Origin of the sequence: Streptomyces meridianus (assembly GCF_023703325.1) — a bacterium.
GTDB lineage: Bacteria > Actinomycetota > Actinomycetes > Streptomycetales > Streptomycetaceae > Streptomyces > Streptomyces meridianus.
Genome location: NZ_JAMQGM010000046.1, coordinates 1 through 14,516, shown reverse-complemented (window position 1 = coordinate 14,516; position 14,516 = coordinate 1). Strand labels below are relative to the sequence as shown.

Here is a 14,516-nt window from a genome sequence, read left to right as displayed (position 1 = left end):
CGCTGCTTCCTGGCGCACGGTCAGGTCCCGACGGTCCTGTCGATCACGTCGACCACGTCGTCGATGCTGCGGATCTCATCGAGCAGTTCCGGGACCACCTCCGGCGCCGGACCGCTGCCGTGGAGGGTGACCACGCCGTTGGTGACGGCGACTTCGACCGAGCCGGCGGGAAGGAGGAAATGTTCCCGGAGGATCCGGGACACGATGTCCTGGCGGATGTCGTCGTCATTGCGCACCAGCGCCCGCAGCAGGTCCCGGCGGCTCACCACGCCCACGAGGCGGCCGAGGTGGTCGGTGACAGGTAGCCGTTTCAGCCGCGAGCGGGCCGCTGTCCAGGCGGCTTCGGCCACCGGGATGCCGGGCCGGACGGTGACCGCCGGTGACGTCATCAGGGTGGCGGCGGTCTCCCCGCGGCTCTTCTCCTGCAGGCGGTGTTCCCGGCGCCGCCCGAGACGGCTGCGGCGCCCGGTGGACTCGACGGCAGCCTTCGCGAGCAGGTCCGACTCGGAGACCACGCCGACGACCTGATCCCCCTCCACCACGGGCACGGCGCTCAGGTGCTCCCGTGAAAGAGTCCGCACGATGTCGAGATAGGCCATGTCCCGGGGCACCGAGACGGCCGGCACCGTCATGACATCCCTCACCCGGGGCGCCGCCTCCGGGGACCCGGCGGGGTGTTCCGTCTCCGGCGGCGAGACTTCCTGCTCCGGTACGGATACCGCCGGCCGCGCAGGCTCGGGCGGGGCCGCGCTGGCGACCGCGCGCAGATACCGCTGGAGCGCCTCCTGGCGGTGCTCCTCGTCGGGGCGCCAGGCGCGGTGCGGCAGGGAACGACGGGCCTCCTGACCGGCGGCGTGGTGTTCGAAGTCGCTCACGGCACTCTCCGGAGAATCACGACTGGGCCCTACTCGGCCAGTTTGCACCCATTCTCGATCGGTGTCGCCGGAGCCCGGGGCCGCGGTGGCCCCCTCCGCGGCGCCGACGCGACACGGGCAGGCCGGATGGGGACACTTGAACCGGAGACCGACCATGAGGGGAGCGTCATGGTGCGATTCCCACGATTGCTGGACTTCCTGATGCGTTTCCGGCGCACGGGTGCTCCTGGCCGCGTGCCGCCCGCCGTCCCCCCCGACCGTTCCGCCGAGCTCGCGGCGGAACTCGAGCAGCCGCTCTCCCTGCTCGCCGGGGCCGAGGAACAGGCCCGGAACATCCGCGAGCGTGCGGCACACGAGGCGGGACGCCGGCGCGAGGAGGCCCGGGAGCAGGCCCGGGAGACGGTGCTGCGGGCACGGGAACACGCCGGCGTGCTCCGGGAGGAGAGCGCCGCCCGTATGCGCCGCGAGGCCGAGGACGAAGCGGCGCGGCTCGTCGAGTCCGCCGGGCACGAAGCAGCAACGGTTCGTCACCGGGCGAGCACCAGAATGCCCGCTCTCGTCGACAGGATCGCGGCAATGGCCTTGGAGGACCACGACGAAGGGGGTTCCGCGGACTCGGCGGTACCCCGTGGCGGAACGGAGGGCGCAACGCGCGTCGGGACCGGTGAGGGGAGCACACCATGAGCGCTCGGTGGGTCGCCGGTGCCACACGGGCCCGGGCCGTCGTGACCCGGTGCGCGGGAGCCGAGGAACTCCGCGAGGTCGCGTCCTCGATCTCGCTGGAGGAGGCCCTGCGTCGTCTGCGCCGCACCGCCTACCGACGTGACCTCGACCCCGCCGCATCCCTGGCCGGGGCTCAGAGGGCGGTCGCCGCGACGTTGCTGTGGCACCTGCGGGTGCTCGCCGGCTGGCAGCCGCACAGGGGCGCGGAGGCACTGCGCCTGTTCGCCGCGGGTTTCGAGATCGCCAACACCGAGGAGCACCTGCGCGCACTGTCGGGCAGCAGACCGGAGCACCTCCGTCCGCCCTACCGGCTCGGCTCACTGGCCACCGCCTGGCGTCGTCTGTCGCAGACGGCCTCACCGTCCCAACTCAGAGCGGCGCTCACGGCTTCCGCATGGGGCGACCCGGGGGGCTCGTCGCCCGCGGCCGTGGCGGTCGGGATGCGGATCAGCGCCGCCGCGCGGCTCGCAGCCGTCGTTCCCGAAGCCCTGCGCTGGGCGGCGGGCCGCGCCGCCCTGATCGCCGCACGCGAGATGTTCGTCGTCGGCCGTCGGCCGTCCCAGCCGGTGGCCGGACGCGCGGCAGACCTGCTCGGGGCAGGTGCGACCGCAGCAGACACCTTCGCGGACTTCCGGGACCGGCTGCCGGCCACCGCGCACTGGGTCGTGGCCGGGATCGTGGAACCGGCCCAGCTGTGGCAGGCGGAGGGCCGGTGGTGGGAGCGGATCGAAGCAGACGGCAGCGCCCTGCTGCGGGGGCCGGGTGTGACCTCCGCCCCCGTTGTGGGCGCCGTCGCCGTGCTCTCCGCGGACGCCTGGCGTATGCGGGGAGCCCTGGAGGAAGCGGCGCGGGGCGGCGGTTCGACGGAGTGGTCCGATGCCCCGCGCTGACATGGCTCCCGTGCGCATGCAGCGGGTGGCGGTCGTCGCTCCCCGCGAGGTGCTGCGCCAGACACTCGTACGCCTTGCCGAGGCCGGCTGCGTCGAGATCGACCATCCGGACGACCGGGGCCATGGGGGTGCACCGGGGTCGGCGGCCCATCGGCTGCGACGCTCGCACGGGGCCCGGCCCGATGCTCTCGAACAGGTGAGCGCCGCGCTCAGCGTCGGAACGCCGGACCTGGACGCTCTCGAGCGAGCCGGCCGAACCGACCTGCTGGCCGGCGAAGCAGAGCTCGAGGAGCGGATGGACAGGGCGGTCCGGCGCGGCACCTGTGTGGCACTTGCCGGATGGTGCCCGGCCTCCGAGGTCCGGTCGACCGCGCGGCGCCTCGCCGGTGCCGGGGGCGCGCTGGTGCCACTGCGCAGACCGCGGGGCGTCGAGCCGCCCACCCTCCTGGCCTCGCACGGCGCGCTGCACCGTTCGTGCGGCCCCCTGCTGCGCACTTACGGCACCGTCCCCTACGAAGACCTCGATCCGTCCCTGCCGGCAGGCATCGTCTACGTCGTCATGTTCGGCATGATGTTCGGCGACGTGGGACAGGGAGCGCTGCTGCTGCTCGCGGGTGTGGCTCTGCGACTCGGCCGCCCGCGCCGACTGCCCGCCCTGCACCCGCTCTGGCCCCTCGTGGCCGGGGCCGGGCTCGCGAGCGTGGTCGCCGGTTCCGCCTACGGCGAGTTCTTCGGCCCGACCGGGCTGTTCCCCGTTCTCTGGCTCGACCCGCTGACCGACCCCCTGCGGCTGCTCGCCTCCACCGTCGTCGTCGGTGCGGGGCTGCTGAGCCTGGCCTACGGGGCGGGCATCGTGAACCGCTGGCGTGAGGGCGGTGCCGTCAACGCCCTGTACGCGACGTCGGGGATCGCCGGTGCGGTGCTCTTCCTCGGAATCGCGGTGCTCGCCGGCGCAGCGCAGCTGGGGCAGGCAGGTTACGCGATCGCGGGCGCGGCGATCGTGTTCACGGGGCTGCTGCTGACCGTGACCGGACTCTTCGCGGCCACGGGCGGCGGGGTGGGCGGAGCCGCCCAAGCAGCGGTGCGGCTGATCGAAGGGCTGGTGCGCACCGTCTCCAACACCGTCTCCTTCGCACGGCTGGCCGCCTTCGGACTCACCCACGCCGCCCTCGGCGACATCGTGTGGCGCGGCACCACGGCCCTGGCCGACCGGGGCGGCGCCGCATGGGCGGCCGCCGTCGTGGTCCTCGTCGCGGGCAACGCCCTTGCCTTCGCCATCTCGGCCCTGGTGGCCGGGGTGCAGGCACTGCGACTGGAGTACTACGAGCTGTTCTCCAGGGTGTTCGAGGACCAGGGCCGTCCGTTCCGTCCCTGGGACCTGCCCGTTCGGCACACGGAGGTGGCGACGTGATCACCTGGCTCATCGTTCTCCCGCTCATCGCGCTGGTCTTCTACGGCACCCGGGCGCTGATGCGCCGGTCCGGGCGGGGCGTCGTGCGTTTCATGATCGCTGCCGACCTGCTTCTGCTCCTGGGCTCGATCGTCCTGATGACCGTTGTGCTCAGCGGCGGACCGGCGCAGGCGGCGACCACAGCTGCCGCCCAGGACCAGGGATCGAACACCGCCGCCCTGATCGGGGCCGCGATCTCGGTCGGGGCGTCCTCCCTGGGGGCCTCGATCGCAGTCGCGTACACCGGCGCCGCAGCCCTGGCGGCGCTCAGCGAACGTCCCGAGCTGTTCGGCCGCGCCATAGCCGTCGTCGGCCTTGCCGAGGGCATCGCCATCTACGGCCTGGTCGTCGCGGTCCTCCTGATCGGAAAGGCATGACAGTGGGAAGCGCGGCTGCCATCGGCGAACAGGTGCGCGTGGCCGGGTTCGGTCTCACCGGCGTGAAGGTGTGCGTCGCGGAGGACCCCGAAGCCGTCAGGACCGCCTGGGCGGACCTGCCGGGCTCGATCGAGCTGGTCGTCGTCACCCCGGCTGCAGCCCGGGCACTCAGCCCCGCCCAGCGGGACGGCGACCGGCCGCTCGTGGCGGTGCTGCCGTCATGAGGAACCCGCCCCCGGAGAGGGTCGCCTCCGCGCTCGAGCCGGCCCGGGCCCAGCTGCTCCGGGCCGCCCGCGCGGATGCGGAGGCCGCACTCGCCCTGGCCGACCGGGAGGCCGATGACCTGCTGCGCCGTGGAGACGAGGAGGCGGAGACGATCCTGGCCGAGGCACGCCGCGCCGGCGAGGCGGAGGGCGCCGACGCCGCCCGCGCCTCGCTGGCCCGAGCGCGCAGGACGGCCCGGGAACGCGGATTGCACGAGCGGGGGGCTGCCTATGACGAACTGCGGGCCCGTACAGTCCGGCGACTGCGGGAGCTGATGGCCGGGACCGGGAACGGAAACCCTGCCGGGATCACAATGGCGCGCCGCGCGCGCCGGCTTCTCGGGCCGGACGCCGAGGTGGCCGAGCCCCCCGGCGGAGGGCTGATCGCCAGGGCCGAGGGCAGATGCGTGGACTACTCGCCCGAGGCGCTCGCCGACCGCGCCCTGGCACGGTTCGGGGCGGAGGCCGAGACACTGTGGGCACCGTGAGCCCGGACCCCGGTGCCTCCCGTTCCGGGCCCTGCGGCGGCGACTTCCCGCTCCCGCGGATCCTGCGGGTGGCGGGCCCGCTGGTCGAGACGGAGCACCGTGGGGCAACCGCGATGAACGACCTGGTCCTGCTCGGCCGGGCCGCGGTTCCGGGAGAGGTCGTGTCCGTGAGGAACGACGTCGTCACGATCCAGGCCTACGAGTACACCGGGGGCCTCGTTCCCGGAGATCCCGCGCGGCCCCTCGGCGAACCGCTCTCGGCCCGGCTCGGTCCGGGACTGCTCGGCGGGGTCTTCGACGGGCTGTTGCGACCGTTGTCCGAAGGCGGGGAACGGCTCGGCGCCGGATCATTCGGCGGGCGATCGGCCGAGCGTGGCCGGCCGTTCACTCCGGCGGTGAGCGCGGGTGCGCGGATCGGCGAGGGTGCCGCCGTCGGCGAGGTCCGCACCGGCGGTCCGGTCCGCGCACAGGTCCTGGTCCCACCGGGACGAGGTGGTGTCGTGGAGTGGGTCGCCAAGGAAGGGGTGTATGCGCAGGACACGGCCGTGGCACGGGTCGGCGGGCACGAGGTCCGCATCACGGACAGCTGGCCGGTCCGGCGGCCCCGTCCGGTGCGCGAGCGCGTCGACGATCCGGAGCCCCTGAACACCGGGCAGCGTGCGATCGACCTGCTCTTCCCGGTCGCGCGGGGAGGGACCGTCGCGGTTCCGGGAGGGTTCGGTACGGGCAAGACCGTGCTGTTGCAGCAGATCGCCAAATGGAGCGACGCGGACGTCATCGTCTACGTGGGCTGCGGGGAGCGCGGCAACGAGATGGCCGATGTGATCTCCGACTTCGCCGAACTGGAGGACCCGCGCACCGGTGGGCGCCTCGCCGACCGGACCGTGACCGTCGCCAACACCTCGAACATGCCGATGATGGCCCGGGAGGCGAGCATCCACACGGGTGCCACCGTGGCCGAGTACTTCCGGGACATGGGGCTGCACGTCGTGCTCATAGCCGACTCCACGTCGCGCTGGGCCGAGGCGCTGCGGGAGTTCGCCTCCCGTACCGGCGCCCTTCCGGCGGAGGAGGGCTATCCGGCCGGCCTCGCCTCGGAGATCGCTGCCTTCTACGAGCGGGCCGGATCGGTGATCACGTTGGGCGGGACACGGGGCTCGGTCACCGTGATCGGCGCGGTTTCCCCACCTGGCGGGGACATGACCGAGCCGGTGACCGCCCACACCGAACGGTTCGTGCGCTGCCGGTGGTCCCTGGACCGCGACCTGGCGTACGCACGCCACTACCCGGCGATCTCCTGGGCAGGATCGTTCTCCAGGGACGCGGTGTCGGTGGGCGCCCACCGACGCGCCTCAGGAGACCCGGCGTGGGCCGAGCGGCGCTCGCGGATCGCCCTGCTGCTGGCCGAGGCGGACCGGCTGGCCGACCTTGTCGATCTGGTGGGGATCACCGCTCTGCCCGCGCAGGAGCGGATCAGCGTGCTCGCCGGCCGGCTGGTCCGGGAAGGCGTGCTCCAGCAGAGTGCGCTGTCGCCGCGCGATGCCCATTGCGGAGCGGACAGGACGGCTGCGCTGGCCGATGCGGTGCTCGCGGTCGTGGAACGCTGCCGGGCTCTCGTGGCCTCCGGCGTGCCGGTGGAGACCGTCGAGGAAGCGGATTTCGGACCGGTCCTGCGGGCCCGCGAGCAGACGGGTCCGCTCGACGCGGCGGCGGTGCCCGAACTGCGGGATGTCGTGCTGTCCGGGCTCGGGGAGCCCCGGTGAGCGCGACCGTGTGGGGGGACATCGAGTTCACGGCCGTGCGGGAGTTGCGCGGACCACTGGCCGTGGTGGACGGCGTGTCGGGCGTGGGGTGGGACGAGTTCGCGAGGATCACCCTCCCCTCCGGCGAGCGGCGGCACGGTCTGGTTCTGGAGGTGGACCGTGACCTCGTTCTGGTCCAGATCCTGGAGGACACCTGGGGAATGGATCCGGACGGGCTGCGGGTGGCGTTCGCCGGCGAGCCGTTGCACATTCCGGTCGGTTCCGGGTGGCTGGGCAGGGTCTGCAACGGCCGGGGCGACCCGATCGACGGCGGGCCACCGGTGTTCGGCAGGGCCCGGGCTCCGGTCGGGGGCACCCCCCTCAACCCCCTGCACCGGCAGCCTCCGTCCGAACCGGTGCTCACCGGAGTCGGCGCGGTCGACGCGCTGACGACCCTGGTGCGAGGACAGAAACTGCCGGTCTTCTCCGCCGCAGGTCTGCCCCATCTGGAGTTGGCCGCGCAGATCGCCGCCCAGTCGACCGCCGGCGGCGAGGCGTTCAGTGTCGTCTTCGCAGGCATGGGGCTCACCCACCCGGAAGCCGCTTTCGTCCGGGACGCACTCGACGAACGGTCCGCCGCAGGTGAACTGGTGCTGCTGCTCAACACCGCGGACGACCCCGTCATCGAACGGCTCCTGACCCCGCGTATCGCGCTCACGGTCGCGGAGGACCTCGCCTTCACCGGGGGCCGCCACGTACTCGTGGTGATGACCGACATGACCAGTTACGCCGAGGCGCTGCGCGAGGTGTCGGCCGAGCGTGGGGAGATCCCGGCCCGCCGCGCATATCCCGGCTACCTGTACAGCGACCTCGCCTCGCTCTACGAGCGGTGCGGACGGATCCGCGGACGGCCGGGATCCGTCACGGTCCTGCCCGTCCTCACCATGCCCGCGTACGACATCACCCATCCGGTTCCCGACCTGACCGGCTACATCACGGAGGGGCAGATCGTGCTGTCCCGGCGGACGCACGCGCTGGGAGTGCACCCGCCCGTGGACGCGCTTTCCTCCTTGTCCCGCCTGATGCGCAGGGGCGCCGGGCCCGGCCGCACCAGAGCAGACCATCTTCCCGTCGCGGCGCAGCTCCTGGCGAGCCTGGCCCGGGCGCGGCAGGTGCGGGAACTGGCAGATCTGGTCGGTGAGGACGCGCTGAGCCAGGCCGACCGCGGCTACCTCGCCTTCGACGAGGCATTCCTCCGTGATTTCGTCGACCAGCCCCGAGACCGCATGCGCCGGCTGGAGGACACCCTCGAGCGTGCCTGGCGGGTCCTGCTCACCCTGCCCCGCAGCCAGTTGACCATGCTGCCCGACGAACTTCTCGATGCCCGCGGCGCACGTGAGGACCCGGCCGCGGGCGGCGTCCGGGAGGCCGGCGGATGACCGCGCAGAGCCGGGTGCCGCCCGGGCGGGCCGGACGGCTGCGCCTTCGCCGGAGCCTGGACACGGCCCTGCGCGGCGCCGGCCTCCTGGAGCGCAAACTGCACATCCTGCATGCCGACCACCGGCGTCTGCTGCGCGCCGCCGAGGACGCGTCGCGGACCTGGGAGGAACGCGTGTCGGAGGCCGAGACCTGGCTGAGGCGCGCAGTGGTACTGGGCGGCGAGCGTTCCTTGGAGGCGGCGCAGGACGGCGTCGGCCCGGCCGTGGTCGCCGTGGGCCGGTCGGCCACGATGGGCGTGCGCCATCCGTCCGGGTTCTCCTGCACAGTGCCGGAGCGGGCAGCCGGCACCGCCGTCTACGGGAACACGGCACTGGTGCACGCCGAGGGTGCCTACCGCGAAGTGCTGCGTGCGGCGGGTGAGTACGCGGCTGCGCGGTCCGCGGCCCGCGCCGTCGGAGACGCGGTGCTGAGCACCCGTCGACGCGTGCGTGCCCTTCGCCGGCACTGGATTCCCCGCCTGGAGCAGGCGCTCGAGCGGGTTGACCTCGCACTGGAGCAGGCGGAGCACGAGGACGTCGTACGGCGGAGGTGGGCGGCTCCGCCGTCCGGTGGGTGACCCTGAAGCAGCGGCGGACCGATGTCCCCGGGTCCGCTCCTTCGGCGGCATCGGCCGGGGCCGGGTGCCGGTTCACCGTCCTCCCCGGCGGCCGTGCGTGCCTGCCGTATCGGCGGAGTCCGGGAGAGCGGGCGCGACGTGCACGGCCGTGACCTTGTACTCGGGGCAGGACGTGACCGTGTCCGCGTGCCCGGAGGTGAGGCGGTTGACCCCGCTCGCCGGGAAGTGGAACGCGCAGAACACCTCTCCCGGCGACACTTCGTGCCCGATCCGGGCGATGAGCCGGGCCCGGCCGTGCCGGCTCTCCACGACGACCGGCCGGCCGTCGCCCACCCCGTACCTGGCGGCGTCGTCCGGGTGCAGGTCGAGCCAGTCGGTGGATGCCAGCTCCAGGTTGCCGCTGCGCCGTGTCATGCTGCCGGAGTTGTAGTGCGCCCAGCGCCGGCCGGTCACCAGAACCAGCGGATAGTCGTCGTCCGGCTGCTCACCGGGCGGCAGATAGGGCACGGCGGCCAGATGCGCGCGTCCGTCGGGTGTGGCGAAACTCTCCCGGTACAACTTGGCCTCTCCCGGGCGGCCCGGGTCCGGGCAGGGCCACGGGACGGCCCCCTCCCGGTCCAGCCTGGTGTGGGAGACGCCCGCGAACACGGGGGCGGTCCGGCCGCACTCCTCGAGCGCGTCGGCCGGAGCGGGGCAGCCGAGGTCGGCTCCCAGCGCCCGGGCCACTGCGTGCAGGATGTCGAAGTCGCTCCGTGCGCTCCCGGGCGGGCTCAGCGCGGGCCGCACCCGCTGGAAACGGCGGTCGAAGTTGACGAACGAACCGTCCTTCTCCAGCCACGAAGCGGCCGGCAGCACCACGTCGGCACGGCGGGCGGTGCCGGACAGGAACAGTTCGTTGCAGACGACGAGCGGACAGACGTCCAGGGCCTCGGCGACCCGGTTGCTGTCGGGGTCCGTGGCGCACACGTCCTCGCCGATGATCCACAGCGCCCGCACGGTCCCCGCCCGGGCGCCCGCGAACATCTCAGGGATGCGCAGTCCCGGCCGCTCCGGGAGGGAGGCGCCCCACACTTCTTCCGCCCGTGAACGCGCGCCGGGATCCGCCACCCTGCCGTAGCCGGGCAGGAAGTCGGGCAGGGCTCCCATGTCCGACGCGCCCTGGACGTTGTTCTGGCCGCGCAGCGGAATCACCCCGCAGCCGTGGTCGGTTCCCACCGCGCCGCACAGGATCGCCAGGTTCGCCAGCGCGCGCACGCCGTCGGTTCCGTGGAGGTGCTCGGTGACGCCGAGCCCGTAGACGATGGCGGGCCGCCGCGCGCGTCCGTAGATCCGGGCGGCGGAGACCAGTTCGCCGGCCGGAACGCCGGTCAGCTCGAAGACCCGGTCCGGCCGGTAGTCCTCCAGCAGCGATGCCAGCTCCGGCAGCCCCTTCGCGCGGTGCGTCAGGAACTCCTCGTCGGCCAGGCCCTCGGCCAGCAGCACATGGGCGAGGCCGTGACAGAGGGCGACGTTCGTGCCCGGCCGCGGACGCAGATGGACGTCCGCGTGTTGCGCCAGACCCACCGCGCGCGGGTCGGCGACCACCAGCCGAGCGCCCCCGTGCAGGACGCGTTGCAGCAGGCGCGCTCCCACCACCGGATGGGCCTCGGCCGGATTGGCGCCGACCACGAGCAGGCAGTCGGCACGTTCGAGGTCGTCGAAGGAATCAGTGCCGCCGGAGTGTCCGAAGGCCGCGGTCAGCCCGGCGGCGGAGGGCGAGTGGCACAGCCGTGAGCAGTTGTCCACGTTGTTGGTGCCGATCACGACCCGGAGGAACTTCTGCACCAGATAGTTCTCCTCGTTGGTGGCACGGGCGGAGGAAATGGCCGCCACGGCGTCCGGGCCGCCTTCTGCGACCGCCTGCCGGACCCCGTCGGCGACCCGGCGCAGAGCCTCGTCCCAGCTCACCGGTTCCAGTCGGCCGTTCCGGCGCACCAGGGGTTCGGTCAGCCGCTCCGGCGAGACGAGGAAACCGTGGGCGAAGCGGCCCTTGACGCAGGCGTGGCCCCGGTTCACCGGGCCGTCGCGGGCCGGCAGCACCGCGGTGAGCTCCCCGTCCCGGGTGACGGCCTCCAGGGTGCAGCCCACGCCGCAGTAGCCGCACGTGGTCCGGGTCCGGACGGTGTCGGGCCGCGCCGCGCGGGGTGTGGCGGAGGTGAGCCCGCTCCCGGGGCCCGGCTCGGTGATCGCCCCGGTGGGGCAGGTGTCGACGCAGCCCCCGCAGGCGACGCAGTCCGACTCCGCCCAGAGCCCCCCGGTGCCGGGCGCGACGACGGTGTCCGCCCCTCTGCCGGTCAGGGTGAGCGCGAAGGTGCCCTGCACTTCGGAGCACATCCGCACGCAGCGCCCGCAGGCGATGCACAGGTCCGCGTCGAGGTGCACGAACGGGTGAGAGGTGTCGCGGCCCCGGCCGGGCGTGCCGGCCGCCGTCCCCGGCCGGATGTCCAACGAGGCGCAGAGCCGGGCCAGTTCGCTGCCGGTGCCGTCGACCGCACCGGGCGGGAGCGCGGAGACGATGATCTCCACGGCGTCGCGGCGCAGCGCGGCGATGTCCTCGCCGCCTGTCTCGACCGTGCCGCCGGCCGTCGCAGGAGTGACGCAGGCTGCGGCGACCCGGCCGTCGGCACGGACCAGGCAGGTGCGGCAGGAGCCGGACGGCGTCAGCCGGTCGTCGTGGCACAGCGTGGGCAGCCGCACCCCGGCGGCCTCGACGGCCGCCAGCAGTGACGAGCCCTCGGCCACGTCGACCGGGCGCCCGTCGACCTCGAGCCGCACCGGGCTCAACCGTCCCACCCCGCGAGCCGGACGCCGTAGGCCCGGGCCAGACTCAGCACCGCGCCGGGAATTCCGCGGCCGAACGCGCACAGACTGGCCTCGGACAGCAGCCGCAGCAGACGGCGGTACTCCGCCGTATCCCGGGCCCGCCCCGACACCAGTTCCAGGCCGCGACGCGAACCGACCCGGCAGGGCGAACATGCTCCGCAGCTCTCCGCGGCGGCGAACTCCCAGACGTGCCGCAGCACCGCCACCGGATCAAGGCGTTCGTCGAAGGCGACCAGGCCGGCGTGCCCGAGGGACGCCCCGCGCCGCGCCAGCGCCTCCTGCGCGAGGGGGACGTCGAGGGCATCCGCGGCCAGGAAACCGCCGAGCGGCCCGCCGATCTGGAGCACGGCGGCCCGTCTGCCGTCGCGCATCCCCCCGCCCAGCCCGGCGGTGATCCGCTCGACCGGCGTGCCGAGCTCGATCTCGTACGCGCCGGGCCGGGCGAACCCCTCGGAGAGGCAGACGATCTTGGTGCCGGTCTCCCGCGGGGTCCCCCGGCGGGCGTAGGCCGCACCGCCGCGGCGGACGATCCACGGCACGGCCGCCAGCGTCTCCACGTTGTTGACCACGGTCGGCGCGTCCCACAGGCCGTGCCGCGTGGGGTACGGCGGACGTGGCCGGGCGCATCCGCGGCCGCCTTCCAGGCTTGCGATGAGGGCGGTCTCCTCGCCGGTCACGTAGGACCCGGCGCCCTCGGCCACAGCCACCTCCAGGGAGGTCCCGGTGGCATGCACCGACGGCCCGAAGTGACCAGCGTCGTACGCCCGGACGACGGCCTCCCGCATGCGCGCCGCCGCCCGCGGATACTCGGACCGCACCAGGACGATCCCCCGCTCTGCCCCGCACGCGAAGCAGGCCAGCGCCAGCCCCTCCAGCACGAGTTCGGGATCCTCCTCCATCAGCAGCCGGTCGGCGTAGGATCCGGGGTCGCCCTCGTCCCCGTTGGCCACCACCACCGTCCCCGGGCCCCGGCCGGTGGCCCGCCACTTGGCGGCGACCTCGAAACCGGCACCGCCGCGGCCCCTGAGCCCCGAGGCCGCCACCTCGGCGAGCACCCGGTCGGCGGCGGCGCCGGTGACGGTCCCGGGCCAGACCTGCCAGGCGGGCCCGCCGTTCACGATCCGGCCGAGGAGGACGGGATCGCCGGTGGCGTCCGCCGCGGGGATATCCGGCGCGGCCGGGGCGCCGCCACCGGCGAGCCGGCCGGCCAGCTCGGGGCCGGTGCACGGCGTACCGCCGTCGAGCGCCGCCGGAGCGGCATAGCAGTAGCCGAGACAGCGCACGGCCTGCAATGAGGTCGCTCCGTCAGGGGTCGCGGAGTCGCAGGTGACGCCGAGACGCTCCTCGGTCTCGCGCACGTGCCGCCCGCCTGTGGCGGCGAAACAGGCCGCGGCGGTGCACAGCCGTATCCGGCGTCGCCCCGGTGGGACCGACAGGTCGGCGAAATAGCTCGCCGGCCCGAGCGCGGCCGCAGCGGGCAGCCGCCAGCGGGAGGCCACCGCCCGTGCCCGGCCTCCGGCCTCCTCCAACGGCCCCGGCCCGGACTCCTTCAGGGCCTCGATGAGCCGGGTGCCGGGGCGGCCGCGGCGCTCCGCGAGAGCCCGGAACGCATCGAAGCGGGGCTCCGAGCCGTCGGCGTTCATGCACTCATCGTGGCCCGGTCCCCTTCCGGACGCATCTGCTCGCTGCCCCCGGGTGCGCGCGAACCGGGCTCCGGCCCGGACCCTTGACAGGCTCTCCCGGTCGCCAGCAGGCTCAGTGAGTGAACCGCGCAGCAAGAGTTGCGCGAACCAGTCGAGTCGAGGTGGCGGGCACGCACGGGACGGGAGGCCGGGTGGCCCAGGTGTTCGTCGTCGCCGACGACCTCACGGGCAGCAACGCCACCGGTGCGCTCTTCGCCCGTCTCGGCCTGCGCACCGTCACCGTCAGCGATCCGGCGCAGGTGCCGCGGTACGCCGCCGAGGCGGACGTGCTCGTCGTCAACACCGGCTCCCGTCACTTCCGGCCCGCCGACGGCTACGCGGCCGTCCGCGCAGTTGCCGAACCGGCCGACGGCGTCCCCCTGGTCGTCAAGCGGGTCGACACCACCCTGCGGGGCAATCCCGGTCGCGAACTCGACGCCGTCGTCGATGCCCTGACCGCCCGGCAGCCCTCGGTCCCCGTGCGCGTCCTGGCCGTTCCGGCCTTCCCCGACGCGGGCCGCACCACCGTCGGAGGCCTCCACCTCGTGGACGGGGTACCGCTGACGCGAACCCCCGTCGCGCACGACCCGTTCGACCCGGTGCGGCACTCCCGGATCGCGGCCGTCATCGCCGAGCAGAGCGCCCTGACCACTGCAGAAATCCCGCTGGACGTCGTCGAGGACGGGCCCGACGCCGTCGTGCAGCGCCTGCGTCACCCGGCCGACGTCCTGATCTGCGACGCCACCGAGAACGCCCACCTGCGCACCATCGCGGCCGCCGCGGCCCGCACCGCCGCCGAGGACGGAATCCGGTGGATCACCCTGGACTCCGGTCCCTTCGGCGCTGCCCTCGCTGCGGAACTCGGGATCCGGCCCGCAGGCACCGCGCCCGCCCCGGTCCTCGCGATCGTGGGCAGCGCCACCGAGGCCACCCATGAGCAACTCACCCGGAGCGAAGCGGTACTCGGCGCCCGCTGGGTCACCGTCGACCCGTCGGAGCCCGCCCCCGAGCCCCGCCGCATCCTGCGCGAGGTGCGGGCGGCGGCCGACGCCGGCGCCGGCGTGGTCGGCGTGCGGGTCGCCCCGTGCGCCGTGCGGGACCCCGGCGC

The 14,516-nt window shown here is 74.1% G+C and carries 13 protein-coding genes; 10 read left to right on the top strand and 3 right to left on the bottom strand.

Annotated elements, in window-relative coordinates; genetic code table 11:
- Positions 1–20: 20 nt before the first annotated feature.
- Positions 21–875, bottom strand: coding sequence for a CBS domain-containing protein (locus tag M1E25_RS20820; RefSeq protein ID WP_251417953.1), 855 nt, complete (start codon positions 873–875; stop codon positions 21–23).
- A 168-nt stretch (positions 876–1,043) separates the two neighbouring features.
- Here M1E25_RS20820 and M1E25_RS20815 point away from each other — a divergent pair, with 168 nt between their 5' ends.
- The 9 genes from M1E25_RS20815 to M1E25_RS20775 are packed head-to-tail and all read left to right on the top strand — an operon-like array spanning position 1,044 to position 8,864.
- Positions 1,044–1,559 carry an ATP synthase subunit B family protein gene (locus M1E25_RS20815; protein ID WP_251417951.1) on the top strand — a complete coding sequence of 172 codons (516 nt, stop codon included), beginning with the start codon at positions 1,044–1,046 and terminating at the stop codon, positions 1,557–1,559.
- Complete coding sequence (locus M1E25_RS20810) at positions 1,556–2,488, top strand: hypothetical protein (RefSeq protein WP_251417949.1); 933 nt, start codon at positions 1,556–1,558, stop codon at positions 2,486–2,488. Before M1E25_RS20815 ends, M1E25_RS20810 begins: the two co-directional genes overlap by 4 nt.
- On the top strand, positions 2,475–3,899 hold the full coding sequence (locus M1E25_RS20805) for a V-type ATPase 116kDa subunit family protein (protein WP_251417947.1): 1,425 nt from the start codon (positions 2,475–2,477) through the stop codon (positions 3,897–3,899). The genes M1E25_RS20810 and M1E25_RS20805 overlap by 14 nt, the downstream gene beginning before the upstream one ends.
- Complete coding sequence (locus M1E25_RS20800; protein WP_251417945.1) at positions 3,896–4,315, top strand: ATP synthase subunit C; 420 nt, start codon at positions 3,896–3,898, stop codon at positions 4,313–4,315. The genes M1E25_RS20805 and M1E25_RS20800 overlap by 4 nt, the downstream gene beginning before the upstream one ends.
- On the top strand, positions 4,312–4,539 hold the full coding sequence (locus tag M1E25_RS20795) for a hypothetical protein (RefSeq protein ID WP_251417943.1): 228 nt from the start codon (positions 4,312–4,314) through the stop codon (positions 4,537–4,539). The genes M1E25_RS20800 and M1E25_RS20795 overlap by 4 nt, the downstream gene beginning before the upstream one ends.
- Positions 4,536–5,066 (top strand): hypothetical protein, encoded by a 531-nt coding sequence (locus M1E25_RS20790; protein WP_251417941.1) that lies wholly within the window; start codon positions 4,536–4,538, stop codon positions 5,064–5,066. Before M1E25_RS20795 ends, M1E25_RS20790 begins: the two co-directional genes overlap by 4 nt.
- On the top strand, positions 5,063–6,829 hold the full coding sequence (locus M1E25_RS20785) for a V-type ATP synthase subunit A (protein ID WP_251417940.1): 1,767 nt from the start codon (positions 5,063–5,065) through the stop codon (positions 6,827–6,829). The genes M1E25_RS20790 and M1E25_RS20785 overlap by 4 nt, the downstream gene beginning before the upstream one ends.
- The gene (locus tag M1E25_RS20780; RefSeq protein ID WP_251417938.1) at positions 6,826–8,247 is read left to right on the top strand and encodes a V-type ATP synthase subunit B; all 1,422 of its coding nucleotides are present in this window, start codon (positions 6,826–6,828) and stop codon (positions 8,245–8,247) included. Before M1E25_RS20785 ends, M1E25_RS20780 begins: the two co-directional genes overlap by 4 nt.
- Positions 8,244–8,864: a V-type ATP synthase subunit D gene (locus tag M1E25_RS20775; protein ID WP_251417936.1), complete on the top strand. Its 621-nt coding sequence runs from the start codon at positions 8,244–8,246 to the stop codon at positions 8,862–8,864. The genes M1E25_RS20780 and M1E25_RS20775 overlap by 4 nt, the downstream gene beginning before the upstream one ends.
- Positions 8,865–8,936: 72 nt before the next feature.
- Here M1E25_RS20775 and fdhF read toward each other — a convergent pair whose 3' ends face one another.
- Positions 8,937–11,678, bottom strand: a complete 2,742-nt coding sequence (fdhF, locus tag M1E25_RS20770; RefSeq protein WP_251418100.1) for a formate dehydrogenase subunit alpha — start codon at positions 11,676–11,678, stop codon at positions 8,937–8,939.
- Between the two features lie 5 nt (positions 11,679–11,683).
- Positions 11,684–13,369 (bottom strand): NAD(P)H-dependent oxidoreductase subunit E, encoded by a 1,686-nt coding sequence (locus M1E25_RS20765; protein WP_251417934.1) that lies wholly within the window; start codon positions 13,367–13,369, stop codon positions 11,684–11,686.
- A gap of 191 nt (positions 13,370–13,560) precedes the next feature.
- Between M1E25_RS20765 and M1E25_RS20760 the strand changes: the two genes are divergently transcribed.
- The coding region (locus tag M1E25_RS20760) for a four-carbon acid sugar kinase family protein (RefSeq protein ID WP_251417933.1) at positions 13,561–14,516 on the top strand (956 nt) is incomplete at its 3' end.